At 47.3% G+C, this 24,609-nt stretch carries 23 protein-coding genes; 20 read left to right on the top strand and 3 right to left on the bottom strand.

Going from position 1 to position 24,609, the window contains the following annotated elements:
* Positions 1–14: 14 nt before the first annotated feature.
* Together GKZ87_12035 and GKZ87_12030 are read right to left on the bottom strand one after the other, a co-directional pair.
* Positions 15–893: a hypothetical protein gene (locus GKZ87_12035; GenBank protein QSI26165.1), complete on the bottom strand. Its 879-nt coding sequence runs from the start codon at positions 891–893 to the stop codon at positions 15–17.
* A gap of 13 nt (positions 894–906) precedes the next feature.
* Positions 907–1,905 carry a foldase gene (locus GKZ87_12030; protein QSI26164.1) on the bottom strand — a complete coding sequence of 333 codons (999 nt, stop codon included), beginning with the start codon at positions 1,903–1,905 and terminating at the stop codon, positions 907–909.
* A 281-nt stretch (positions 1,906–2,186) separates the two neighbouring features.
* Here GKZ87_12030 and sufC point away from each other — a divergent pair, with 281 nt between their 5' ends.
* The 8 genes from sufC (at position 2,187) to GKZ87_11990 (ending at position 10,582) form a co-directional block, all read left to right on the top strand.
* Entirely contained in the window at positions 2,187–3,002 is an 816-nt protein-coding gene (sufC, locus tag GKZ87_12025; protein ID QSI26163.1) for a Fe-S cluster assembly ATPase SufC, read from the top strand.
* A 2-nt stretch (positions 3,003–3,004) separates the two neighbouring features.
* Entirely contained in the window at positions 3,005–3,790 is a 786-nt protein-coding gene (locus GKZ87_12020) for a SufD family Fe-S cluster assembly protein (protein QSI26162.1), read from the top strand.
* Positions 3,783–5,015, top strand: coding sequence for a SufS family cysteine desulfurase (sufS, locus tag GKZ87_12015; GenBank protein ID QSI26161.1), 1,233 nt, complete (start codon positions 3,783–3,785; stop codon positions 5,013–5,015). Before GKZ87_12020 ends, sufS begins: the two co-directional genes overlap by 8 nt.
* Before the next feature lie 12 nt (positions 5,016–5,027).
* The gene (locus GKZ87_12010; protein QSI26160.1) at positions 5,028–5,477 is read left to right on the top strand and encodes an SUF system NifU family Fe-S cluster assembly protein; all 450 of its coding nucleotides are present in this window, start codon (positions 5,028–5,030) and stop codon (positions 5,475–5,477) included.
* Positions 5,470–6,870, top strand: coding sequence for a Fe-S cluster assembly protein SufB (gene sufB / locus GKZ87_12005; GenBank protein ID QSI26159.1), 1,401 nt, complete (start codon positions 5,470–5,472; stop codon positions 6,868–6,870). The genes GKZ87_12010 and sufB overlap by 8 nt, the downstream gene beginning before the upstream one ends.
* Positions 6,854–7,381, top strand: a complete 528-nt coding sequence (locus tag GKZ87_12000; protein QSI26158.1) for a 5-formyltetrahydrofolate cyclo-ligase — start codon at positions 6,854–6,856, stop codon at positions 7,379–7,381. The genes sufB and GKZ87_12000 overlap by 17 nt, the downstream gene beginning before the upstream one ends.
* Positions 7,382–7,906: 525 nt before the next feature.
* Complete coding sequence (locus tag GKZ87_11995; GenBank protein QSI26157.1) at positions 7,907–9,325, top strand: GntR family transcriptional regulator; 1,419 nt, start codon at positions 7,907–7,909, stop codon at positions 9,323–9,325.
* A 621-nt stretch (positions 9,326–9,946) separates the two neighbouring features.
* A complete protein-coding gene (locus tag GKZ87_11990) occupies positions 9,947–10,582 on the top strand; it encodes an acetylhydrolase (protein ID QSI26156.1) in 636 nt (211 codons plus the stop codon).
* 42 nt (positions 10,583–10,624) lie between these two features.
* Here GKZ87_11990 and GKZ87_11985 read toward each other — a convergent pair whose 3' ends face one another.
* Positions 10,625–12,166 carry a nitrite/sulfite reductase gene (locus tag GKZ87_11985; GenBank protein ID QSI26155.1) on the bottom strand — a complete coding sequence of 514 codons (1,542 nt, stop codon included), beginning with the start codon at positions 12,164–12,166 and terminating at the stop codon, positions 10,625–10,627.
* A gap of 184 nt (positions 12,167–12,350) precedes the next feature.
* Between GKZ87_11985 and hemA the strand changes: the two genes are divergently transcribed.
* The 12 genes from hemA (at position 12,351) to GKZ87_11925 (ending at position 24,426) form a co-directional block, all read left to right on the top strand.
* Positions 12,351–13,565 (top strand): glutamyl-tRNA reductase, encoded by a 1,215-nt coding sequence (gene hemA, locus GKZ87_11980; GenBank protein ID QSI26154.1) that lies wholly within the window; start codon positions 12,351–12,353, stop codon positions 13,563–13,565.
* A gap of 2 nt (positions 13,566–13,567) precedes the next feature.
* Positions 13,568–14,467: a hydroxymethylbilane synthase gene (gene hemC / locus GKZ87_11975; GenBank protein ID QSI26153.1), complete on the top strand. Its 900-nt coding sequence runs from the start codon at positions 13,568–13,570 to the stop codon at positions 14,465–14,467.
* Positions 14,464–15,924 carry a uroporphyrinogen-III C-methyltransferase gene (gene cobA, locus GKZ87_11970; GenBank protein ID QSI26152.1) on the top strand — a complete coding sequence of 487 codons (1,461 nt, stop codon included), beginning with the start codon at positions 14,464–14,466 and terminating at the stop codon, positions 15,922–15,924. Before hemC ends, cobA begins: the two co-directional genes overlap by 4 nt.
* Positions 15,917–16,888: a porphobilinogen synthase gene (hemB, locus tag GKZ87_11965; GenBank protein ID QSI26151.1), complete on the top strand. Its 972-nt coding sequence runs from the start codon at positions 15,917–15,919 to the stop codon at positions 16,886–16,888. Before cobA ends, hemB begins: the two co-directional genes overlap by 8 nt.
* Entirely contained in the window at positions 16,888–18,174 is a 1,287-nt protein-coding gene (gene hemL, locus GKZ87_11960) for a glutamate-1-semialdehyde 2,1-aminomutase (GenBank protein ID QSI26150.1), read from the top strand. The genes hemB and hemL overlap by 1 nt, the downstream gene beginning before the upstream one ends.
* Positions 18,171–19,421 carry a siroheme synthase gene (locus tag GKZ87_11955; protein QSI26149.1) on the top strand — a complete coding sequence of 417 codons (1,251 nt, stop codon included), beginning with the start codon at positions 18,171–18,173 and terminating at the stop codon, positions 19,419–19,421. Before hemL ends, GKZ87_11955 begins: the two co-directional genes overlap by 4 nt.
* A gap of 386 nt (positions 19,422–19,807) precedes the next feature.
* The gene (locus GKZ87_11950; GenBank protein ID QSI26148.1) at positions 19,808–21,244 is read left to right on the top strand and encodes an aspartate ammonia-lyase; all 1,437 of its coding nucleotides are present in this window, start codon (positions 19,808–19,810) and stop codon (positions 21,242–21,244) included.
* Positions 21,245–21,418: 174 nt separating this feature from the next.
* The gene (locus GKZ87_11945) at positions 21,419–22,606 is read left to right on the top strand and encodes a D-alanyl-D-alanine carboxypeptidase (GenBank protein ID QSI26147.1); all 1,188 of its coding nucleotides are present in this window, start codon (positions 21,419–21,421) and stop codon (positions 22,604–22,606) included.
* A 74-nt stretch (positions 22,607–22,680) separates the two neighbouring features.
* Positions 22,681–22,845, top strand: coding sequence for a hypothetical protein (locus GKZ87_11940; GenBank protein QSI26146.1), 165 nt, complete (start codon positions 22,681–22,683; stop codon positions 22,843–22,845).
* Between the two features lie 126 nt (positions 22,846–22,971).
* Positions 22,972–23,289, top strand: coding sequence for an anti-sigma factor antagonist (locus GKZ87_11935; protein QSI26145.1), 318 nt, complete (start codon positions 22,972–22,974; stop codon positions 23,287–23,289).
* Positions 23,286–23,723 (top strand): anti-sigma F factor, encoded by a 438-nt coding sequence (locus tag GKZ87_11930; protein QSI26144.1) that lies wholly within the window; start codon positions 23,286–23,288, stop codon positions 23,721–23,723. The genes GKZ87_11935 and GKZ87_11930 overlap by 4 nt, the downstream gene beginning before the upstream one ends.
* On the top strand, positions 23,701–24,426 hold the full coding sequence (locus GKZ87_11925) for a sigma-70 family RNA polymerase sigma factor (protein QSI26143.1): 726 nt from the start codon (positions 23,701–23,703) through the stop codon (positions 24,424–24,426). The genes GKZ87_11930 and GKZ87_11925 overlap by 23 nt, the downstream gene beginning before the upstream one ends.
* Positions 24,427–24,609: the final 183 nt, after the last annotated feature.

Below are 24,609 nucleotides of genomic sequence, written 5' to 3'. Positions count from 1 at the left end.
AGAGCACCTGGCTCTTAATCCTGAACGATATAGGATTCATTTGCGGATTTGATTCCATCATAGACATCCTTATCGTAAATAGTAAAATCATATTTCTTCAGATAGTAAGCAGTAGCTGCCGGTTCAATGTCACTGGAAGCTTTTTCAGCAATACTGTTAATCGCATCCTTCTCAAAATCCTTTGGTGTGACGCTGACTACGTTTACAACATAGTATTTCTTGTTTGTTGTATCCTCAATCACGCTGTCAATCAATCCCTTTTTATTGGTGGATTTGATTTTATCGAACACGGTTGTAGGCAGTCCGCTTTTGGAATTATAGATTTCCTCAGTACCCTTATAGGTTGTTGTCGTTCCATATTCCTTTACAGCTGCCTTGAAATTTTTATCGTCCTTTAAAGCCTTCAAGGCATTCTCGGCTTTCTTTTTGGAATCTGCTTCCAAGATCTGTGCCTTGACAGGATAATAGCTGTTAAACAGGGAGCTTTCCTTAGCCTTAATGTATTTTTTGTTTAATTCCTTTTGCTGCAGTCCCGGGTAAACGGATTTCTTCTTGTAATCCTCCAGATCATCATAGCCGTATTGCTTCAGTGTTTTCTCCAGATTATCGCCATACATGCTTTTCAGGGATTTTACAGATTCCTCTGCTTCCTTTTTCATCGCGTCGCTAACCTTGATGTTTTCCTTCTTATAAATCTGTTCTTTCACCAGATTCAGTGTTTCTGTAGCGCCGGCGCTTGTTTTGATCAGCCCATAGATATCGTCATTGGTGATTTTATTGCCGTCGATAGTAATCAGTGCTTCGCTTCCGTTTGAAATTCCTGCGGTTGCGTCCTTGCAGCCGGCCAGGGAGAACAGCATCATAGCGGCGAGCAGTGTATAAAGTTTTTTCATAGCTCTCGTCCTCCTATTCCTTTACGTCCAGGATGTCCATGATCTGTTTCTTGACATCATCATTTGCATATTTGATATCCAGCTTCTTTGCGGCTTCCCACAAATACGTGTTGGACAGGTTTTGTGTACCGTTGGCTATTGCCTTGTACAGAGATTCCTTTGCTTTTTTATCCTTTTCCAGCTTCGCCTTGTCTGTTTCCTCGACACGGATCAGATGCCAGCCGTTATAGTTGTCATTGCTTTCCTTGACCCAGTCGCTTGTTTCACCGGCCTTCAGCTTGAAGGCTGCATTTTTAAAGCTGTCTACATAAGAGGTATCGGAATCCATGTAGCCCAGGTAACCGCCGTCACTTGCACTGCTGTCATCGCTGTATTTCTTGGCAACATCCGCAAAGCTGTCACCCTTTTTCAGTGCATCCTCCACCTTCTGAACCTTTTCCAGCTCTTTCTTGGTTGGATTCTTGGCGTCCTCCATCTTAATCAGGATATGAGAAACCGTACGAGATTTCTTTTCCTTGTAAATTGGTGTGAACAGCTCGTCCAGATGCTTGTCGATATAATCGTTCTGCAGCTTTTCCATCTTTGCCACTGTCATGCAGTACTCATACAGCTGATCGGATGTAAATCCGTATTGCGCAATATTCTGTGCAATCAGCGCATCTGCATCCGCACCACTGCTGGATGCCTGGCTTTGCGCACTCTGCTTGATGTTGGATTCATACGTTTCTGCCGTTTTCTTCAGTTCATCACTCGTCTTGACGCTTTTGTTGATGACCTCTGCCTGAAATTTCATAAACAGCATGCTTTTTCCGTATGTTTTATTCAGATTCTTATACAGTTCATCGGCAGTGATATTGATATCACCCTTCAGTCCTGCAACTACATCCTTGCCGTCAACACTTTTTCCAGGCAGCTTGCCCTTGTTTGTGTCATAGACGCTGAAGATCGCAAAACCAATAAAGATCAGCGCAATCAGTACGACAAACCATTGCTTTTTCAGTATCTTGATCATAATGTCCTCCTAAATGAATACCGTAATATTATAGTGTATTTACCCTGTAATTGCAATTTTTTGGAAGTCTTTCCTGTAATTTCACACAAAAGTTCAGAAAGAAAACACACGGGAACGGGCATAATGAATAGAAAGGTCGGGATTTGTAAAATGAGCCGATATTTGCAGGTTTTTATGACAATCCCTATTTCTTTTGTATGAAATACGCTGAAATCAATCGTTTGAATTGTGAATTGTACAAAAATTTGGTATGATAATAACCGGACGAAAGGATGATGATTATGAGTTGTTTACGTATTCAGGATCTGCATGTCGATGTGGATGGAAAAGAAATTTTAAAGGGGCTTTCCCTTGATATACATAGCGGAGAAACCCATGCGCTGATGGGGCCGAACGGGAATGGAAAATCCACCCTGCTGGCGGCCATTATGGGAAATCCGAAATTTCACGTTTCCAGCGGCAGCATTCTGCTGGATGGGCAGGATGTGTTAGCGATGGATGTGGATGAGCGAAGCAAGGCCGGACTGTTTTTGGGAATGCAATATCCAAGTGAGGTCAGCGGCGTAACAAATTCTGATTTTTTACGGGCGGCGATCAATGCGCGCAGAGAGCGTCCGATTCCATTATTCTCCTTTATCCGTGAGATGGAGAAAACAATCAAAGAGCTGCAGATGAAAGAGGATCTGGCACACCGCTTTTTGAATGAGGGCTTTTCCGGCGGTGAGAAGAAGCGCAATGAAATCGTACAGATGAAGCTATTGAAGCCTGCCATTGCCATGCTGGATGAAATTGACTCCGGGTTGGATGTCGATGCATTGAAAATCGTGGCAGAGGCAGTGAACACGATGCAAAGGGAGCAGCAAATGGGACTGCTGATTGTTTCCCATTATGCCCGGTTCTATGATTTATTAAAGCCGACGCATGCACATGTACTCGTCGATGGCCGTATCGTTGTCAGCGGGGGCAGTGAGCTGGTTGAAAAAATTGATCAGCAGGGCTATGACTGGATTGAAAAGGAATACGATGTGCAGGTTGTCAGAGAGGAAGAAAAGAAAGTTGAGCTGCTTGGCTCCTGCGGCGCAAGCAGAGGTGTTTAGCTATGGAATATACCGTACGCAGCGGATTTGAGACACTAAAGCTCAGCTCCAAGATTCAGGAAGATGTGCAGCTTGTAGTGGACGAACGCATAAACGCTTCGCTGCTTGTGACATACAGTGGAAGGAAGGAGCTGCAGGTGGAGATACTTGCAAAGCCTGGAAGCTCTCTTGTCGTCATGCTGAAAAACGAAGGCAGTGAAGAAGTATCGCTGCAGGTGCGCGGAAGCGTATATAAGGATGCCGCTTTGACACTGGCGCTGTGTGAGCTGAATGCAGGGGATACCCGCGCTGAGGTTGCACTGGAGCTGCTGGAGGAAGGGGCAAGCGCTATGCTGCGCAGTGCTTGTATTGCGAAAAGCCGGAAGGAGTTTCAAATGCAGTGTACGCATCATTGTCCGCATACGGAGGGATTCATGGAGAATTATGCCGTTGTGGAGGATGGTGCACACTATCGCATGGAGGCTACCGGTAAAATCATCAGGGGTGCTTACGAAAGCAATTCCCATCAGAAAACAAGAGTTCTGACGATGAGTGAGCAGCATGACAGCGAAGTGGTTCCCGTGCTTTTGATTGACGAAAATGATGTTAAGGCAAGTCATGCGACAACGCTGGGGCAGCCCGATGAAAACCAGCTGTATTACCTGCAGACACGCGGACTTTCCCGCAAGCAGGCGCTGGGACTGTTGACAGTGGGCTATATTATGCCGATTACGGAGCTGTTTGAGCAGGAAGCTATACGAAATGCATTGAAGGACGAAATCGAAATGAAGGTGGGTCTACATGCTTGACAATGCAAACATAAGAAAAGATTTTCCCATGCTGCAGAAAACGATGCAGTCACATCCGCTCGTTTACCTGGACAGCGGGGCAACGACCTTAAAGCCCCGGCAGGTCATCGATGCGGTCGTTAATTACTATGAGAATTACGGTGCCAATGCGCACCGCGGCGATTATGATCTCAGCTATTTTGTAGATCAGGAATATGAACAGACACGCAAGGATGTCGCTGCCTTTCTGCATGCGGCAGATCCGCGTGAAATCGTGTATACCAGCGGAGCAAGTGCCGGATTAAATCTGGTGGCATACGGCTATGGCCGTAAGTTTCTGCAGGAGGGCGATATCATTTTAACGAGTGTGGCGGAGCATGCCTCCTGTGTACTGCCATGGATGCGGGTGGCACAGGATACCGGAGCGATTGTGCAATACGTGCCGCTGGATGAGGAAGGCCGTATTCGCCTGGAGGCGGTGGCTTCCATGATGAGTGAGCGGGTCCGGGTGATTGCGCTTGCCCACATCAGCAACGTACTCGGCTATCAGGCACCGATGAAGGAAATATGCGAGCTGGCACATCGCTATGGCGCAATCGTTGTCGTGGACGGTGCCCAAAGCGTTCCGCATATGCCCGTGGATGTAACCGATATGGATTGTGATTTTCTGGCGTTTTCCGCACATAAGCTGTGCGGGCCGACCGGAATCGGCATTCTGTATGGCAAGCTGGAGCTGTTAAGTGCCATGGATCCGCTGTATCTGGGTGGTGACAGCAATGCGCGCTTTGACATGTGTGGAAATATTCAGCTGAAGAATGCTCCGTATAAATTTGAGAGCGGTACCCAGCCGATTGAAGGAATCTTCGGTCTGCATGCGGCTTTACAATATATCCAATCCATTGGATTAGATAATATTCATGCGTGGGAGATGGAGCTGCATGAATATGCGATCCGTGAGCTTGGCAGGCTGGACAATATCGAGGTATATAATCCCCATGCGGATACCGGGATCATCACGTTTAATGTAAAAAATGTATTTGCACAGGATGCAGCGACCTTCTTTAATGCCAACGGGGTTGCTGTGCGCAGCGGACAGCACTGTGCCAAGCTGTTAAACAATATGCTGGATACGTCCGCAACCATACGTGCAAGCTTTTATCTGTACACATCCTATGAAGATGTTGACCGTTTTCTGGATGTATGCCACAGGGCTACGATGGAAGCCTGCCTGGATGTCTTTTTTTAGGAGGCCGTAACGATGAGTGACTTATTAAAGGATCCGATGATTCTGCGTTCCATTATCATGGATCATTATGAATATCCGAGAAATCATGAGCTGACAAAGGAGGACGGCTATGTGCAAAAGCATATGGCCAGTGAATCCTGCATTGATGATATCTATGTACAAAGCAAGATACGGGATGGGATTGTGGAGGACGTGCGCTTCGATGGTGTGGCATGTACGATCTCCACTGCCTCCACCTCTATCATGAGTGAGCTGCTGCGAGGAAAAAGTGTGGAGGAGGCAAAGGAAATCATCGCCAATTACTTCCATATGATCGATCAGCGCGAGTATGATGAAGAAAAGCTGGAGGAGGCAGTGGCGTTCCATAATGTGGGAAGTCAGGCAAACCGGATCAAATGCGCTACCATCGGCTGGAAGGCGATGAAGGAAATGATAGAAGAAAGTGAGGAACGTCATGAGTGAAACCAAGATTCCTGTAAATGAAGAATACAAATACGGCTTCCATGACGAGGATGTCAGTATATACAATACAGGCAAGGGATTGACCAGAGAAACGATTCTGGCTATTTCTCATAAAAAAAAGGAGCCGCAGTGGATGCTGGACTACCGTCTGCGTGCCTTTGAACAGTTTGAACGCATGCCGATTCAGACCTGGGGGCCGGATGTGACCAATCTGGATTTTGATGATTATACATATTACATCAAGCCGAGTGAGCAGACGGAAAAAAGCTGGGATGATGTTCCGGATACGATTAAGGATACCTTTGACAAGCTGGGGATTCCGGAGGCGGAGAAGGAATTTCTCGCCGGGGTTACCACCCAGTATGATTCCGAAGCGGTATATCACAATATGCTGGAGGAGGTGGAATCCAAGGGGGTTATTTTCCTGGATACCGATACAGCATTAAAGCAGCATCCCCATCTGTTTCAGAAGTATTTCGGTAAGCTGGTTCCTTATACGGATAATAAATTCGCAGCGTTGAACAGCTGCGTATGGAGTGGAGGAAGCTTTATTTATGTTCCTAAGGGCGTAAAGCTGGAAAAGCCGCTGCAGTCCTATTTCCGTATCAATACGGAGCGTATGGGACAGTTTGAGCGTACGCTGATTATCGTGGATGAGGGAGCAGATGTGCATTACGTCGAGGGCTGTACAGCACCAACCTATTCAAAGGATTCGCTGCATGCGGCTGTCGTGGAAATCTTCGTGCATAAGCATGCACGCTGCCGTTACTCCACTGTGCAGAACTGGAGTGACAATATTATCAATCTGGTGACGAAGCGTGCCAAGGTGTTTGAGAGTGGCAGCATGGAATGGATCGATGGCAATATCGGTTCGCAGACGAATATGAAGTATCCGGCCTGTATTCTGGCAGAGCCGTATGCGAAAGGAACGTGTATTTCCATCGCGGTAGCAGGGAAGAACCAGATACAGGATGCCGGGGCGAAAATGATCCATCTGGCAGATCATACGTACAGCAATATTGTATCAAAATCTGTTTCCCGAAACGGTGGGGAAGTCAATTACCGTGGTCTTGTACTGCATGGTCCCAATGCTGCCTACGCCAAGAGCAAGGTGGAATGTGATACGCTGATTTTGGATAAGCAGTCACGCAGTGATACGATACCGACAAATATTTCCAAAAATATGACGTCTCAGATCGAGCATGAGGCTACCGTATCCAACATCAGTGAGGAGCAGCTGTTTTATCTGATGAGCCGTGGGTTGAGCCGCAGTGCTGCGACGGAAATGATCGTCATGGGCTTTCTGGAGCCGTTTACCAGAGAGCTTCCGATGGAATATGCTGTTGAATTGAATCAGCTTTTGAAGCTGGATATGAGTGAGTCCATTGGATGACATCAGAGCCAGGGTGCTCAGGCGTCGAAATGCATTATCACCGCAGTTGCGCGAACAGTACAGCAAGGTGATCTGTGAGCGTCTGCAGCCGCTGCTAAAGGGGACGGTTGCCGCCTATTGTGCTACGGGAAGCGAAGTGGATCTTTCTTATCTGGATACAAAGGGAATACGCATGTGTCTTCCTGTATGTGATAAAGACTCCATGAGCTTTTATTATGTGGATGAAGCTACCGCATATCAAAAAGGCAGCTTCGGTATCTGGGAGCCTGTGCATGCACAGCAGGCAGAGCCGCAGGAGCTGGATATCCTTCTGGTACCGCTGGTAGCCTTTGATGAGGCCTGTAACCGTATGGGACATGGCAGGGGATATTATGACCGTTATCTACCCCAGTGCAGGGCAAAAACGATTGGGATTGCCTTTGCATGTCAGAAGGACAGGCTGCAGCTTCATGCGCAGGATGTGCCACTGGATATGATCGTAAGTGAAGAAACCATTTATACTAGAACGTAAACCGATGTGTGTATGCACACGGTTTTTTCTGTATCGGGTGAATAGGCTTTCAAGAACGGTCTTTACAGCAATCGGCTTATTATTCTGCCTGATGTCATTGCATCATGCACTATTTTAATGCCGGGTCTTTTATCCCCTGCAGAAGCAAGTTCGCCGTAATTTATCTATAAGCTCTATAATATAGCGATATACGCTTGGTATCGGATAAAAAGATTACTGTGTTATTCTGATGAGGGGCTGAACAAAACCCGTGCCTTTGCTAGAAAACAAGGGGCAGGTGATTGGTATGCCGTAGGGCTTCTTACTGTCTGGTTTTGATTCCAAAGCCGGTATGCTCTGCATATAAAAATAGCATATTGTACCTATTAAAAATTCAATTTGTCAGCTGGGAGTACCGCTATGACAGTCCTGCCTTTTGTGGCCTGCACGTTTTCTGTTGTATTATGCTTCAGGATGTAAAAAGCAAAAAGAGTGTACCAAAACGGCAGCAGGTAGGGTATACTGTAGCTGTTGGAGAGTGATGATATGGAACAGGAGTCGACACTATACCGGCAGATTGCCAGACAGCTTCTGCAGGATATTTATAAGGAAACCTATGCATACGGTACCAGACTGCCTTCTCTGCAGGCATTGTGTGAACGCTTTTCCGCCGGGCGTAACACTATTCGCGCCGCACTTGCTCTGTTAGAAGCGGATGGTGTGGTACACAGGGAAAAGGGCAGCTGTGCCAGAGTACGTCTGGATATTCATCAGCTGGAAAGCAATCCGCATTTTCTGTACCGCATGGCTTGCAGCAAACAGGGGATTGCGCATGCTTATGATGCACTAGGCATGTTGATGCCGGTGGCAATACAGGAGGCTTTAAAGCAAAGCGATGCCACTCAGTTGGAGGAGCTGCAGCAGGGGGTTCGCCAGCTAACACAGCAGGAGCATACGCTTTATGAGCTGAATGAGGCGTTGCAGCAGCTATATCTGAAGGTGCTTGGCTTTCTGCATAATCCCTATCTGCAGGATTTGGTGAAGCAACTGCTTGACTTTCTATATCTGCCCTATGCACATCATGCACATTCCGAGGAGGTACTGGCGGATAACAAGGTAAAGCTATCGGATACACTCGCCCGGATTTTGCTCTTTGTGGTGCAAAACAATCCCTTTATGATGAAAAAAACGATCCGTTATTTCTGTGATATAACAAAGAAAAACAGCAACCGTTATTTGAACCGGGTATGTGCCGGTATCACTGCACAAAGGGTCATTGAATTTGAATGGTATACGGGACGTGAGGTTTCCTATTTATATATGCAGACTGCCGGCTATCTTCTACAGGATATCGCAGAAAACTGTTACCCAAACGGACAGCTGCTTAATCTGGAGCAGCTCGCAAAACGCTATGCGGTATCGCTTCGTACCATGCGGCGCACTATGAAATTCATGAATGATTTGAACCTTGTGGCAACCGTAAACGGTTTGGGAAGCCGGTCGGTGTATTCCTGTAAGCAGACAGCCGCCTACCTGCAGGATGCACAGGTACAGGCACTGCTGGAGTATTACAGTTGTTCACTGGAGCTGCTGGAGCTGGTTGCGAAAGCGTCTCTGGCTTCGTGTATGGAACGCTGTCCAGCAAAGGAGCTGTATGCGATTGGAGAAGCAGTCTGTACGCAGCAGAGTCTGTCTCCTAAGCTTGTACTGCACATTTTGAAGCATCATGAAAATCCATGTATATGTAATATTGTGGAACAGATAGAGGCAGCAATGAATGGGAGCATGCTGATTCGGACCCTTTTACAGCGCAGCCCCGATGCGCAGACACAAACGGCACTTGCAAGCTGGAAGCAGCAGTTGAAAAACAAGGAGATCAAAAAGGCAGTACAGCTTACATTAGAGCTGCTGCAGGAAGAATGCAGCTACTGGAAACAGCAGAGGGATGATAATAGAAGCGGTTGAAAAGCATTGAAAAAAGCATGGAAAGAGGCTGTTAACGAAGCTATACCCTGTAAGGTGGCTACGTTGAGAGGAAGCTAGAAAACGCACATGTACAGATATGGGGAACAAGGAATGCTCAACCAAGGAAGCTATGATTGGTTTTGTATAAAATATGTGACATGCGTTATAGGTTTATAAAGAAAAAAGCATAGCAGCTCCGTTTTTTACAACGATAGAATGTCATGTCAAGCTATATTGGATAAATATCGAAATACCAGGGAAAAGAAAAGCAGGCAGGTTTGAAGTAAACCCCATAATTTGGAAAAGCAAATTATGAAGGTGCATTTCAGTTCATTGTCTGCTTTTTCAGCTTGTTGAATTAACATAGTTTACCAGGATATACACGTCTGGCTGGTGTGAAACAGGGAACAGGCAATCGACGGACGACATATAACACAGGATCTATTCCAGGTACACGGTTCTTAACCGTTGCGTATATGATCGCATAGGTGCTTTGTATTTGGCTTTTTTTAGTCATCAGTTTAATTATATATTGAAATTATCACATATGCGTCATATAATAAACAGAGATACTATTGCAGACAAGGACGATGAACAAAGCGTATATGGGAGTTTGAGTGTATGGGAATGATAACAAAACCTGATGAAAGCGTGCAGAAGACGAGACGGTACCAGATAGCGGATGAGAAGCAGTCACAGCCGATTTATGAAATGGTTCCATATTATGAGGAAGCTTTGATCCTGGGGGACTCTCTTGCGGAATCTATCCTGGATTTTCGCTTGCTTCGGAAAAACAATGTCGTAGCCAAACGGGGACGCTGTATTGATACCATTCAGGGGGATCTGCTGTTCGCCATCGCCATGGAGCCCGCAGTTATTTTCATGGAATATGGAAAAAATGATATTTTGCGGCTTCAGCGAGCTCCGCAAAGCTTTATCACCTGTTACCGCAGTCAGATTGCCTTTTTAAAAAAAGCCTTACCGGATACGGCGATATATATAAATTCCATCATTCCGGTACGCAGTGATATTATGGAACGCAATGGGGGAGAGCGGCTTTATCGTCTGTACAATGAGGCATTGCAGCGGATGTGTGAGGATCTGCAGCTTGGCTTCATCGATAACAGTACATTGATGAAGTGGAGAGACGAGCTGTATGAATATGACGGTATTCATCCCAAGTATCCGTATTATCCGCTATGGCTTCGCCACATGGCAAGATGTGCGGGATTGTTAAAGGATTTGATTGAGACATGAAAAAGGGAAGCATTCCCTGTAGAAACACTTCCCGATATCTATTTATTTCAGATATGTATGCAGAATGGCATCAAGCTGTTCTTTTTCTTTTGCCAGCCATGTCGCAAAATCCGTATGAGCCGCTGTTACAGCATCTGCGATTGCTGACAGAAACAGACACATATCGTCTTCAAGGATTACGCCCTTAATATCCCCGAAGCGTTCCTGAAGCAGACGGTCATTTCCGCTGACACTGAGTGTAAAGGCCGGATACGGCTTACGCTCAATTACCTTGACAGTTCCCTGAAAGCCGAGCTGTCCGATTTGATTGGTACCGCAGGAGCTTGGACATCCGGATATAAAGACCCTCGGCAATACATGATCCGGATAATTTTTCTCTCGCAGATACATGATAACATCTTTTAACACCCCCTGGGAATCCCGCAGACCCACCTGACAAGTGGCAGCTCCGATACAGGCTGTGCTTTCCTCAAATTCATTGCGGGCACCGTCATTTGTCACTGATAATACACGTTCAGCCTCCTGCGCTGTGCAGTTGATGATATACATGCCCTGCTGTGGCGTCAGGCGCACCTCCACAGCCTCCATATCCTGTATACAGTCATAGATTTCCTGCAGCTTCTGCGGTGTCAGACTACCCCCGATGGGATGATAGGAAACAGCATACAGACCCTTCTGCTTCTGTGAAAAGATACGGCGGTCATGGATTGCTTCATCCGGCCCTGTTTTGCAAATCGTTTCTTCCCTTATCGCGATATCAAGATTCTGTCCGGCAAGGGAACGCTGCAGCCGCTCCTGATAGGCCTTTACAAAACCTTCGCTGCCCAGTGTTTCCTGCATATAGCGCGTTCTTGCTTTTGCACGGTTTTCATAATTACCAAATTCCATAAACATCAGCACCATCGTGGACACATAATACAGCAGCTTTTCCGGTGCGGCATGCTCTTCCACACAGACACCCATACGCGGGTTGTTTCCCAGACCGCCTGCACAATATACCGCAAAGGTATGATCACGATTAGCGATAAAGCCTAGATCACGGAAGGTCGCATGTGCTTCATTTCTGTCGGAATTGGTAAAGGCAACCTTCAGCTTGCGGGGCAGTGTGTATTTGTTGACAATGGACAGCAGATATTCACCGACACGAGCCGCATAGGGAAGTACATCAAAGGTTTCTTCCGGATCGACGCCGCTTAATGGTGAACACATAACATTGCGGGGGAAATCTCCGCCTCCTCCTCGGCATACGATACCATGATCCAGCGCATCCGACATGATATAGGGAATCTCCATACCACTGAGGTCGTGCAGCTGAATCGTCTGGCAGGTTGTGATATGCGCCTTGCTGACATTGTGCTGTCGGCATGTATCACATACAAATTTCAGCTTTTCCTTTGTCATAACGCCCTGGTTCATACGCAGACGCAGCATAAAGCTGGTAGCACCGCGCTGGGCATAGCTGCCAAAGCCTCCGGAATAGCCCTTAAATTCCTTTACATTCAGTTCCTTATCCAGAAACCGTTTGGTCTGTGTACGGAAATCCTCGATCTCCGAACGCAGCTCCTCTCTCAGATCCTCGTTCATAAAATCCTCCTTGTTGATTTTTGCACTCAGATATCATAGTAGCACGTTTTTAAATCACCGACAATTTTTTCTGTGTTATAGGGGTATAAGGAATTCTTATACCGTTTCCATAAAGCCTGCTTGTATCTGCCACCTGCAGCCTTTATAATATATCTGGTCAGTATTTGAAAAAAGAGGTGTTATCATGGAATTCGGGGTACTTGGTGTTTCCTATAAGGAAGCATCTGCGGATATTAGAGATTTAACAGCTTTCACGGATACAGAGAAAATGGAGCTATATAACCGCCTGCTGGATATTGCTATTACACAGGCTGTGCTTGTGTCCACCTGTAACCGCAGTGAGCTCTATATTATATATGAAACAAGGAAGCAGCTGGATGAGGCGAAAAGGCTGTTTCTGCAGGCTGCCAATCATAACGTGCCATTGTTTTTAAAAACCGGCAGGGATGCGGTCCTATATTTGTTTGAGGTAGCAGCCGGGTATCATTCCATGGTGCTTGGAGAGGATCAGATTCTGGGACAGATACAGAGCAGTTATCTGCTGGCAGATCAGTGTCATGCCTGTCAAAAGCAGCTGCATCGTATATTTCAGAGCTGCTTTGCGGCAGTCAAGCAGCTGAAAGCAACCTATAAAATCAGTGAACACCCGCTTTCAATCGCTTATCTGGCAATTAAGAGCATCCGCCGTACAATATCCTTGGATAATGCCAGCATACTGGTGATTGGCAGCGGGGAAATGGCTTCGCTGATGCTGCAGTATTTGCAGGAGGAGCCGCTGTCAGCACTGTATGTATGCAGCCGCAGCAAGGAAAAGGCAAAGCGGGTGATGGCATCCAGGATGGACTATACTCCATTTGAAAAACGCTATGAGATACTGGAGCAATGTGATGTGATATGTTCCATGACTGCTTCTCCTCACCGCATTCTGCGAAAAGAGGATATGCCGCAGACACAGCGAAAGCAGCTGTATGTGGATCTGGCAATGCCAAGAGATATTGATCCGGATATCGCAGATGATGCATGGCGTACGGTGATTGATATCGATCATCTGCAGCAGGAAGCGGATGATCAGCTGCAGAAACGAAAAAGCCTTTTGCAACAGGCACATGGAATGCTGGAGCAGGCAGCGCAGGAAGCCTATGAACGTCTGCAGGGACAGCAGATGGATGAGCTGATTCAATCGCTGCAGCAGCGCAGTGAGCAAATGGCGGCAGATACCTTTGCATTGCTGCAATCCAAACTGCAGCTGAATTCGCATGAGGAGCAGGTTTTGAAAAAGGTTTTGCATACATCCTTTCTGCGTATGGTAAAAGAGCCGATGCTGACGCTGAAAAAAGCAAAAGGGCAGGATCAGCGACTGTATGCGCAGGTTTTGGAAACGATGCTGAAGGGAGACTGATTATGCATATACGAATGGGAACAAGAGGAAGCGCTCTGGCGCTGGCACAATGCAAGGAGGTAAGAGACCGTCTGCAGGAAGCATATCCGCAGCATACCTTTGAGCTATGCGTGATCTCTACCAAGGGAGACCGCAATCAGCATGTGGCATTGGATCAGATGAAGGATAAGGGTATTTTTGTAAAGGAAATTGAACAGCAGCTGCTCGAGGGAACGATTGATCTTGCCGTGCACAGCATGAAGGATATGCCCTCCACACTGGATGCGCGCCTATGCTTTACGAAGACGCTTCTGCGTGAGGATGCCCGTGATGTGCTTGTTCTGCGCACTGCCCCGACACTGGAACAGCTGCCGCCGCATGCACGTATTGCCACAGGCAGTAAACGCCGCAGCTATCAGCTTTTGCGTCAGCGAAACGATTTGGAAATCGTCGGTATCCGCGGCAACATAGAAACACGGCTACGAAAGCTGGAGGAGCAGCAGCTGGATGGAATCGTTTTGGCAGCTGCCGGTTTAAAACGGTTAGAGCTAAAGCCGTATATCACCCAGACGCTGAAGGAATGTATCATGGTACCAGCCGTGGCACAGGGGGCACTGGCGATAGAGGTATGTAAGGAACGCGAAGATTTGATTCAGCTTGTCAATGCACTGTGTGATCCGGCTCTGGATGAGGAGGTCTGTGCAGAGCGTGCCTTTTTACAGGAGCTAAACGGCGGCTGTCATACACCGCTTGGCGCACGCTGCATCCTGCATGATACAACCGCGGAGCTATATGCTGTTTATGGTAATGAGGACGGAACAAGACTCAAACAGCTGCATATCAGCGGTGCCAGAGAACAGGCGGTAGAGCTTGCCATACAGGCGGCAGCTGTCCTGCGGGAACAGGTAGGTGGGAAACAATGATTTATCTATGCGGAGCTGGCTGCGGGGATTGGGAGCTGATGACGCTGCGTGCTATGCGGATGCTTAAACGTGCGGATTGTATTCTGTATGACCGTCTGCTCGATCCGGAAATACTGCAGTTTGCACCGAAGCACTGCGAATGCATTTATGTCGGCAAGCAGGCTGCCAACCATGCCATGACGCAGGAGCAGATACAGGATTTACTGATCGAGAAGGGCAGACAATATGAAACGGTTATCCGGTTAAAGGGCGGAGACCCTTGTGTGTTTGGCAGAGTCGGCGAGGAAGCACAGGCGCTTGTACGCGCAGGAATGCCGTTTGAGATCATACCTGGAATTTCCAGCGGTATCGGCGGGCTGGCATATGCCGGTATTCCGATTACACATCGTGATTATGCGACAGGCGCACGCCTGATGAGTGCACACGGCAAGCAGGATACGCTGCCAGAGCTTGATTATGCAGGGATGGCGCATACCCGTGATACGCTGATTTTTTATATGGGACTGAAGCAGTTGTCCGCAGTTGTGAACGGATTGCTGGCCGCCGGTCGTGATCCCAAAACACCCATTGCGCTTGTCAGTAATGCCAGCCGTGCCACGCAGACAATGGTTTGTGCCACCCTGTGTGATATTGAAAGCAGAGATCTTTCCGCAATCATTTCTCCGGCGCTGATCGTCATCGGTGAGGTGGTTTCTTTGCATGAGGAATTAAATTTCATGGAACACCGTCCATTGTTTCAAAAGCGGTATCTGCTTCCCCGGTTTGCGCATGCAGATCGAGGGCTGCAGCTTCAGCTGCAGGATCTGGGTGCACTGACAGCATGTGTGACAACAGGCTGTATTGTGGCTAATCCAAATCTTTTAAAGGAAATTGCATTAAAGGACACTACCGTCCTGGTATTTTCCAGCCGCAATGCCATTGAGCTGTTTTTTGAACAAATGCTTGCCCAGCACATAGATTTACGGCAGCTTCATGCGATCAGGCTTGCCGTTGTCGGAGAAAAAAGCCGTCAGGTGCTGGCACGTTATGGGGTACAGGCGGATATTCTGCCAAAGAAGGAGGACAGCGAGCATCTTGCGCAGGAGCTGATCAAGCAGCTTACGGCAAAGGATCACGTTGTGCTTGTCAAAGCGGATAATGATAACGATGTATTGTATCTCCGGCTAAAGGAGGTTGCCACTGTTCAGGTCGTAAGGGCATATACGGTGGAATCGCTGCCGTTTCAGCTAGAGCCGCAGACCTATGATGGTGCACTGTTTACCTGCAGCTTTCATGTACACGCCTGTATGCAGCAGCTGAAAAAGCAGCAGGATATCACAAGTCTGCCTGTGTATTCCATGGGCTCGCATACAAGTAAAGCCCTGCGAAGCTATGGCTGCAGGCATATCATTGAGCTGCCAAGGGCGGATAAGGCGCTGTTTGGCCGTTGTATCGTAGAGGAGGAAGCACATGTATAGAGGAAGAAGATTGCGTAAAAATGCAACCATACGCTCCATGAGCAAGGAAACGGTATTATTGAAAAGAGATTTGATTTATCCATTGTTTGTAGTGGAAGGTGAGCATATCTGCCGGGAAATCGAAACACTGCCGGATGTCTATCATTATTCGGTTGACTGTCTGCCGCAGGTGCTGGATGAAATGAAGGAGGCAGGTATTCTTTCCTGTATTCTGTTCGGGATTCCAGACCATAAGGATGCCTGTGGTTCTGCAGCGTATGATGCGAATGGTATTGTCCAGCGGGCGATTCGTTTTATAAAGGAGTATGCACCGGAAATCTATGTGATCGGGGATGTATGCATGTGTGAATATACCGATCACGGGCACTGCGGTATTCTCGATGAGGCAGGGAATGTGCTAAATGATGAAACACTGTCCTATCTGAATCGTATCGCGTTAAGCTATGCGGCTGCAGGCATAGATATGGTCGCACCGAGTGATATGATGGACGGACACATTGCATCCATTCGCTCTGCCCTGGATGAACAGGGCTATACCGATGTGGCGATCATGGGATACAGTGCAAAATACGCATCCAGCTATTACGGGCCGTTTCGTGCCGCTGCCAATTCCACACCCTGCTTTGGAGACCGCAAGGGGTATCAGATGGATTTTGCGAACAGCAGAGAGGCTCTGCGTGAGCTGGAGGCAGATCAAAGGGAGGGGGCAGATGTGCTTATGGTCAAACCGGCTCTTGCCTATCTGGATATCGTGGCACTGGCGAAGCAGCGGTTTCAGCTGCCGCTTGCGGTATATAATGTGAGCGGGGAATATGCCATGCTGAAAATGGCAGTGAAGCAGGGACTGGTTCAGGAAGCTGTTATTTTTGAAAGTATACTGGCGATGAAGCGTGCCGGTGCTGATTTCATCATTACCTACTTTGCCCTGTATCTTGCCCGGCTGATCGATGAGGGGGTGCAGTGATGAAGCATGAGAAAAGCCTGGCATTGTTTCAGGAGGCAAACCGTGTGATGCCCGGGGGAGTAAACTCTCCGGTACGTTCTTTTTCCAGCGCACATGCACCCTGTCTGTTTGTCGAGCGTGCCAATGGCTCCCATATTGTGGATGTTGACGGGAATACGTATCTGGATTATATCGGATCCTGGGGGCCGATGATTCTGGGACATGCGCATCCATTGCTCAGTACGCAACTGGAGGACATCATACAAAAGGGAATCAGCTACGGTCTTTGTGCACCGCAGGAGGTGGAGCTGGCACAGCTTATCACACAGGCTTATCCGGGTCTTGCAAAGGTACGGATGGTAAATTCCGGTACAGAAGCAACCATGTCCGCAATCCGTGCTGCCAGAGGATTTACAGGCAGGGATAAAATCATTAAATTTGAAGGCTGTTATCACGGTCACAGCGATGGCTTGCTTGTGAAAAGCGGGTCTGGGGCGCTGACCTTCGGTATGCCGACAAGTCCCGGTGTTCCTGCGGATATCGTGAAAAATACACTGGTAGGCACCTACAATGATCTGCCTTCTGTTGAAGCGCTCATTGCGGCAAACAAGGGGGAGATCGCTGCGATCATCCTGGAGCCGATTGCGGGAAATATGGGCGTGGTAGCTGCTGAGCCGTCGTTTCTTCAGGGCTTGCGCAATCTTTGTGATGCACATGATATCGTGCTGATTTTCGATGAGGTAATCAGTGGCTTCCGTATCCGTTATGGCGGCGCTGCGCAGCTGTATGGCATCGTACCGGATATGGCGTGCTTTGGAAAAATTATCGGAGCGGGGCTGCCGGTTGGCGCTTATGGAGGAAGAGCGGATATCATGGATACCGTAAGTCCAAGCGGTGCAGTGTATCAGGCAGGAACTCTCTCCGGAAATCCTTTGGCAATGCATCTGGGCTGCCGTCTGTTACAGTATTTGAAAGAGCATCCGCAGGTTTATACACAGCTGGAGGAGAAGGGAGCCTATTTGAAGGCAGGAATGCAGCGTATACTGGATGAGCTGCAGCTGCCCTTTCAGATTCATCAGGCAGGAAGCTTACTGACACTGTTTTTCACCAAGCAGCCTGTTTACAGCTTTGCGGATGTACAAACCTGTAATGCGCAGCTGTTTGAACGATACTTTCAATATCTTTATGATCACGGTGTCCTGATTGCACCCTCTCCTTATGAAGCGATGTTTGTGTCGATGGCGCACACAAACAACGAATTGGATTTAACACTGGATATCATGCGAAAGGCATTACAGCAGCTATGAGTATGTGTGTACAACTGCGTCTGACAGGAATCCCGGTGCTGGTGGTTGGCGGTGGTCAAAGTGCCTATCGAAAATGCTGTCAGCTTACACAGGAGGGGGCAGACATCCGGGTTATTGCAAAGCGCTTTGATCCCTGCTTTGCGGATGCTGTATTTCCATGTATTATGGATGAATATCGTCCGCAGCTGCTGCAGGGAATGATGCTGGTGATCGCTTGCTGTGACCATGCCACAACCAATGCGCAGATATGTGCAGATGCCAGGGCAGCCGGTATATTTGCCATGAGTGTACAGCGGGATACACAGGCGAGCATGCATGCGCTGGCTGTTCAGGAGACAGGAGAGTATGTTCTTGCCGCCGGAACTAAAGGGGCAAGCCCGCTGCTTGCAAAGAAAATGCTGCAGGATATGGAAAACGTGGTAAAGGAACAGTATGCGGACCGTCTTGTTATGCTGAGAAAGCTGCGTGCCTATGCGTTAGAGTATGTCCCACAGGAAGCCCGTCGTGAGCTTATGCATGGACTGGCAGACCTGTCAAAGCAGGATTTATGTATTCTTGAACAGGTGCTGCAGGGGAAAACGCTGCTGCTTTTGTGCTTTCACGGTGTTAAACATTTGGCTTTGCAGGAAGTGGAGCCGTTTTGCGCGTCTATTGAACAGCGCTATCCGGGCGTGGTAACAGCGATTGCTTTTTTGTCCGCTGCTGTTTCTAAGCAGAGCGTGCAGCAATCGGTGAGTGCTTGGATGCACATACTGAAAGCATTCAAGGTGCAGCCGATTTTGATTCCGATGCTGTTTCAGCAGGGACGCTATTTTGAGCAGCTTTACTCATGGAGGACATCGGCCTTTAATGTGAAACCGATTATGTTTCAGAGTAAAACTGAGGTGGCACAGTGTCTGCGGCAGGTGCGTTATGATAGCGGCTGCTCCTGTCTGCTGGTTATCTATCATTCTTGTGTGAACGGTGCGTTTGAAGCGCTTCTTGAAGCAATCACAGAGGAGGATACAAAGATGTATGCGGTTCACGAAAAACAGAGTTCGGTATGTCCTTTACCCTTTCAGGCTACAAGTGTAGCGGTACTGCCGTTGTATATGCTGCGGGGAATTCATTTTCAAAAGGACAGTGAGGAAAATTCTGATCTGATCTTAAGGTTACAGAAACAGCAGTGCAGGGTGGAGGTTGTGACAAAAGCATGTATTGAGCTGGAACCGTTTCAAAAGCTGATGATAGAAAAAATGATGGAATGACACAGGAGCATTCCATCATTTTTAATAGATTTTAATTTAATAGATTTTGAAGCCGCCAAGCTTACGGATAGTTTCTCTGCCAGTTGTTTTGTTTTTGAATTTTACATACACACGACAGCTTTGCTTTCCCTTTAAATTTATGGTGGAGCCGGATTTCCATCCGCCTGTTTTTTTATAAGCCTTTCTTTTTTTTACAACTTTATATTGTACCTTGTATTTATAAGGATCACCATAGCTTGCGGATATTTATTTTATAAAAGTAATAGCTTCTTTGGCTATTTCCTCTTATATACAGTATTCGTATTTTTTATAAGGATATTATAGGAAATAAAAGCGCTTTCGTAGTATAATGAGGGTATAGAAAACGATGGAGATGAAGGAATACTATGACAACACAGCAATTTCGTATTGAAAAAGATTCTTTGGGGGAAGTGCAGGTTCCTGCGGATGCCCTATATGGGGTGCAGACAGTGCGTGCAACACAGAATTTTCCCATCACTCAGCTGCGGACACATCCGGTGATGATCCGTTCGCTGGGAATGATTAAGAAGGCCTGCGCAATGGCCAATCATGAATGCGGACATCTGGATGATGAACGCACAGGCTATATCCTGACAGCCTGTGATGAAATCATTCAGGGGAAGCTGGATGCCTGGTTTATCACCGATGTAATTCAGGGAGGAGCAGGCACAAGCACCAATATGAACACCAATGAGGTTGTTGCCAACAGAGCGGCACAGCTTGCCGGTAAGCCGTTGGGGGTGTATGACTATATCCATCCCAACGACCATGTGAATTTTGGTCAGTCCACCAACGATGTATTTCCAACCGCCGGAAAGCTGACATCCCTGTTTCTGGTGGAGGATCTGCTGGAGGAGCTGATGCTGCTGCAGGAAGCACTGCTCGATAAAAGTATTGAATTCAATGATGTGATCAAGCTGGGGCGTACGCATCTGCAGGATGCTGTGCCGATTCGCATGGGACAGGAGTTTCATGCCTTTGCGACTGCAATCGTTCGTGATATCCGCAGAATCAAGGTTGCCTTTTCCAACTTGAAATCTGTAAACATGGGAGCCACCGCTGTCGGTACGGGAATCAATACCGATGAGCGCTACAAGCGTATCTGTGTGAAAAATCTGTGCGACATCACGCAAATTGAACTGACCAGTGCGCGTGATTTGATTGATGGGACAAGAAATGTCGATCCGTTTGTATTTGCCCATGCTTCCCTAAAAACTCTTTGTGTTTCCTTATCAAAGATGTGTAACGATCTGCGTCTGATGGCCAGCGGGCCGAAAACCGGACTTGCGGAAATCGTGCTGCCTGCCCGCCAGCCGGGAAGCAGTATTATGCCGGGAAAGGTGAATCCGGTTATTCCAGAAGTATGCAATCAGGTGTGCTTTCAGGTATTCGGAAATGACGTAACGATCACCAAGGCGGCAGAAGCAGGACAGATGGAGCTCAACGTTTTTGAACCGGTGCTGTTCTTCAATCTGTTTCAATCCATAGACCTGCTGCGCAATGCCTGTCATACGCTGCGTGTCCATGCCATCATGGGCATTCAGGCGAACACGGAGCATTGCCGTGAGGTGATGGAAAACTCTTTAGGCACTGCAACAGCGCTTGCTCCGCACATTGGCTATGCACAGGCGAGCCGTATGGCTAAGCTTGCACTCAAGGAAAATCGGAAGCTGAAGGAGCTGATACTGGAAAACGGCTTGATGAGCAAGGATAAACTGGAGGAAGTACTCAACATACGGGAAATGACGCGTGCCGGCATACCGGGTATGCATAAAAAAGCCAAAAAACAAACCGGCCGCTAAACATAAAAAACATACCGTTTGCATCATCAGCATACATACCGTTAGGAAGCATACAGGGACAGAACATGCAAATAAATATTCTGCCCCTTTTCCTATGGAAGATAAACAATTCTTTTTTCATCCTTTTGACATAAGCCATTCATTTTCCCATATACTTTACTGAGGTAGATGCAAATGAAAAAACTAATTGTACTGTGTCTGAGTGCATGTCTTGGTATGGGACTTTTACCGCAACAGCTTCACGCACAGGAAGCGGAACCAAAGCAGCAGTCTGCACAAAATTCACAGGATCTGGCACCGAGTGCCAAAGCTGCGTATCTGGTTGAAAACACCACCGGAAAGGTGATTTACGCCAAGCATGAAACAGATAAGCTGTACCCTGCCAGCATGACGAAGATGATGGGTCTGCTGCTGATATTTGAAGCCCTTCACGATAAAAAAATCACATGGGAGGATTCTGTATCCGCAAGTGAATATGCGGCCAGCATGGGTGGCAGTCAGGTCTTTCTGGAGCCGGGAGAAGCCATGAGTGTACGCGATATGGTAAAATCCATCTGTATTGCCAGTGCCAATGATGCCATGGTAGCTATGGCGGAAAAGGTGGGTGGCAGCAATGAGCGCTTTGTCGAAATGATGAATGACAAGGCGAAGGAGCTGAAGCTGAGCAATTCCCATTTTATGAATGCGACAGGACTGCATGACCCCGAGCATTATACGTGTGCAAAGGACATGTCCGTGATTGCCCGCGCACTGATCGCTGAGGGCGGTGAGGAGCTGCTAACCATCACGTCCACCTATGATGCCTACATCCGGGAGAATACGGATAAGAAATTCTGGCTGGTCAATACGAACAAGCTGCTGAAGCAGTATGAGGGCGTGGACGGATTAAAAACAGGCTTTACCACTGAGGCGATGTCCTGTATCACCGTTACGGCAAAGAAAAAGGATTTGCGCCTGGTTGCTGTAGCTATGGGGGAACCTAGCAGCAAACAACGAAACGCAGAAATCAAGCAGATGCTGGATTACGGCTTCTCGCAATTCGCGCAGGGTCTGCTTTATCCCAAGGGTACCAAGCTGGAAGCATATACGATGGAAAACGGTAAGCCCGCTACCGTGAATCTGATCACACTGAAGGATCTTGTCTATGTATTTGAAAAAGGCAGTGAGCCGAAGGAAAAGAAAAAGGAAATCACGATAACCAAGGATACCCCGCCTTATAAAGCAAAAAAAGCAATCGGCAGTGTGAAAATCACCATGAGTGATGGCTACACCATGGAGGTGCCAGTCGGTGTCGATCAGGATGTGGAGCAGCTGAATTATCTGGATATTTTTATGAAGGCATTCAGCGATACCCTGGCCTGATTGTCAGAACTTGGCGTGTGTATGCACGAATGAGATATGCATAGACACATACAATAGAAACAGAAAAGAGGGATATGATGACAAGTATATTATGGATTGTCGGTATCGCAGCAGTCTTCTTTCTGTTTGTTCTGCTGTATGCGTTATGCAGAGTCAGTGCGGATGCCGATGAGCAGGCAGGCTATATGGAGGAATACAGCCGTGACCTGGATGAAGGCTTTGATGAGGATGAGCTGTAAGGGCTCCTCCTTTTTCTTTCCTCAAAACGGGTAGTAAAGAAAATTTCTGTCGAACCTGTGGATGCTTTGTCGAATATCCCCAAAGGAATTTGAAAACGTGGTACTATGGTCAGCGGAGGGATGAACATGAAACATCAGTATATTGACGGTATCCTTTACTTTTATTTTTACGGGGATCTGGATAATCTTACCGTTTGCAATCTCAAACAGATCTGCATCGACCTGATAGATAAATATCAGCCCAAGACGGTAAAGCTCGATTTTGAGGAGGTCACATTTGTGGACAGCACCGGCATCGGCTTTGTGCTGGCACGCTACAAGCAGCTGCAGAAGCTGCACGGACAGCTCATTTTGTGCAATCTGTCCAGAGTCAACCAGACGCTGTTTAAGATGTCCGGGATCTTTCAGATCATGAAGCATGAGAGAAATGAGGTAAAGCTATGAATACGATGAAACTGGAGTTTGTAAGCAGATTGGAAAATGAAGCGTTTGCGAGAACGAGTGCGGTAGCTTTCCTGATGCCGCTGAATCTGGATATGGAAGCAATCATGGAAATTAAGACCATGCTTGCTGAGGCGATTGTCAATGCCATGATCCACGGCTATGAAAGCAGAGAAGACGGTACCATCGTATTGCAGATCACGTATGATGAGGAATACATATATATGAAGGTAAGCGATGAGGGCTGCGGCATTGACGACCTGCAGCTGGCGATGCAGCCATTGTATACGAGTAAAAAGCATATGGAGCGAAGCGGTATGGGAATGACGATCATGCAGACCTTTGCGGATGATTTCCATATTGAATCGGAAAAGGGAAAGGGAACGCTTGTCACGATAAAGAAAAGAATCCATCATGGAAAAGACAGCGAGCAATGAGGAGCTGATAGAACGGATCCGATTGGGGGATGAAGAAGCGAAAAGCTGCTTTGTTCAACAGAACAGCGCGCTTGTCTATTCGATTATCCGAAGGTTTTCCCGACAGCGAATATCGAATGAGGATCTGTTTCAAATTGGCTGTGTCGGTCTGATGAAGGCTTTGAATAACTTCGATACCAGCTATGAGGTGAAATTCTCTACCTATGCGGTACCGATTATCATGGGAGAAATCAAACGGTTTTTCCGTGATGACGGCAGCATTCGTATATCCAGAAGTCTGAAGGAGGGCTATCTGCAGATGGTTAAGACCAAGGAGATGCTGCTGCAGAAGCTGAACCATGAGCCTACCTATCAGGAGATAGCCGATGCGATGGAGCTGGAGGTGGCGGATGTTATTCTGGCATTTGAAGCAAACCAGTTTATCTATTCACTGGATGAAACGATTTATGAAAATGACGGATCACCGATTCTATTAGAGGATAAGGTTTCCAATAAGAAGGAAGAGGATGTAGTGATGAAGGTTTCCCTACGTGATGAAATCCAAAAGCTGGATCAGCGGGAGCAGCTGCTGCTGCATTACCGCTATGATTTATCTATGAAGCAGGAGGATATCGCGAAGAAGCTGAACATTTCTCAGGTCCAAGTAAGCCGTCTTGAAAAGAAAATTATCAAAAAGCTGAAGGAGCGTCTGGCGGTTGCCTGATGCTTTTTTAATATGACAGCCCTTCAGATATGGAAGCTACAATATGTATCGACAAAAGCTTTTGCTTGTCGCGTTGTTTAAAGTACAGCATAGGATAAAGCAATAATGAAGCAAACAATATTTTTATGGAATATCTTAGCGTGCTTGCTATAGAAAACTATGAAATATGAAGCAGCTTGTGAG

This window comes from Erysipelotrichaceae bacterium 66202529, assembly GCA_017161075.1.
GTDB lineage: Bacteria > Bacillota_I > Bacilli_A > Erysipelotrichales > Erysipelotrichaceae > Clostridium_AQ.
Note: the sequence above shows the minus strand (reverse complement) of the source record. Positions and strands in the feature narration are given on the sequence as shown.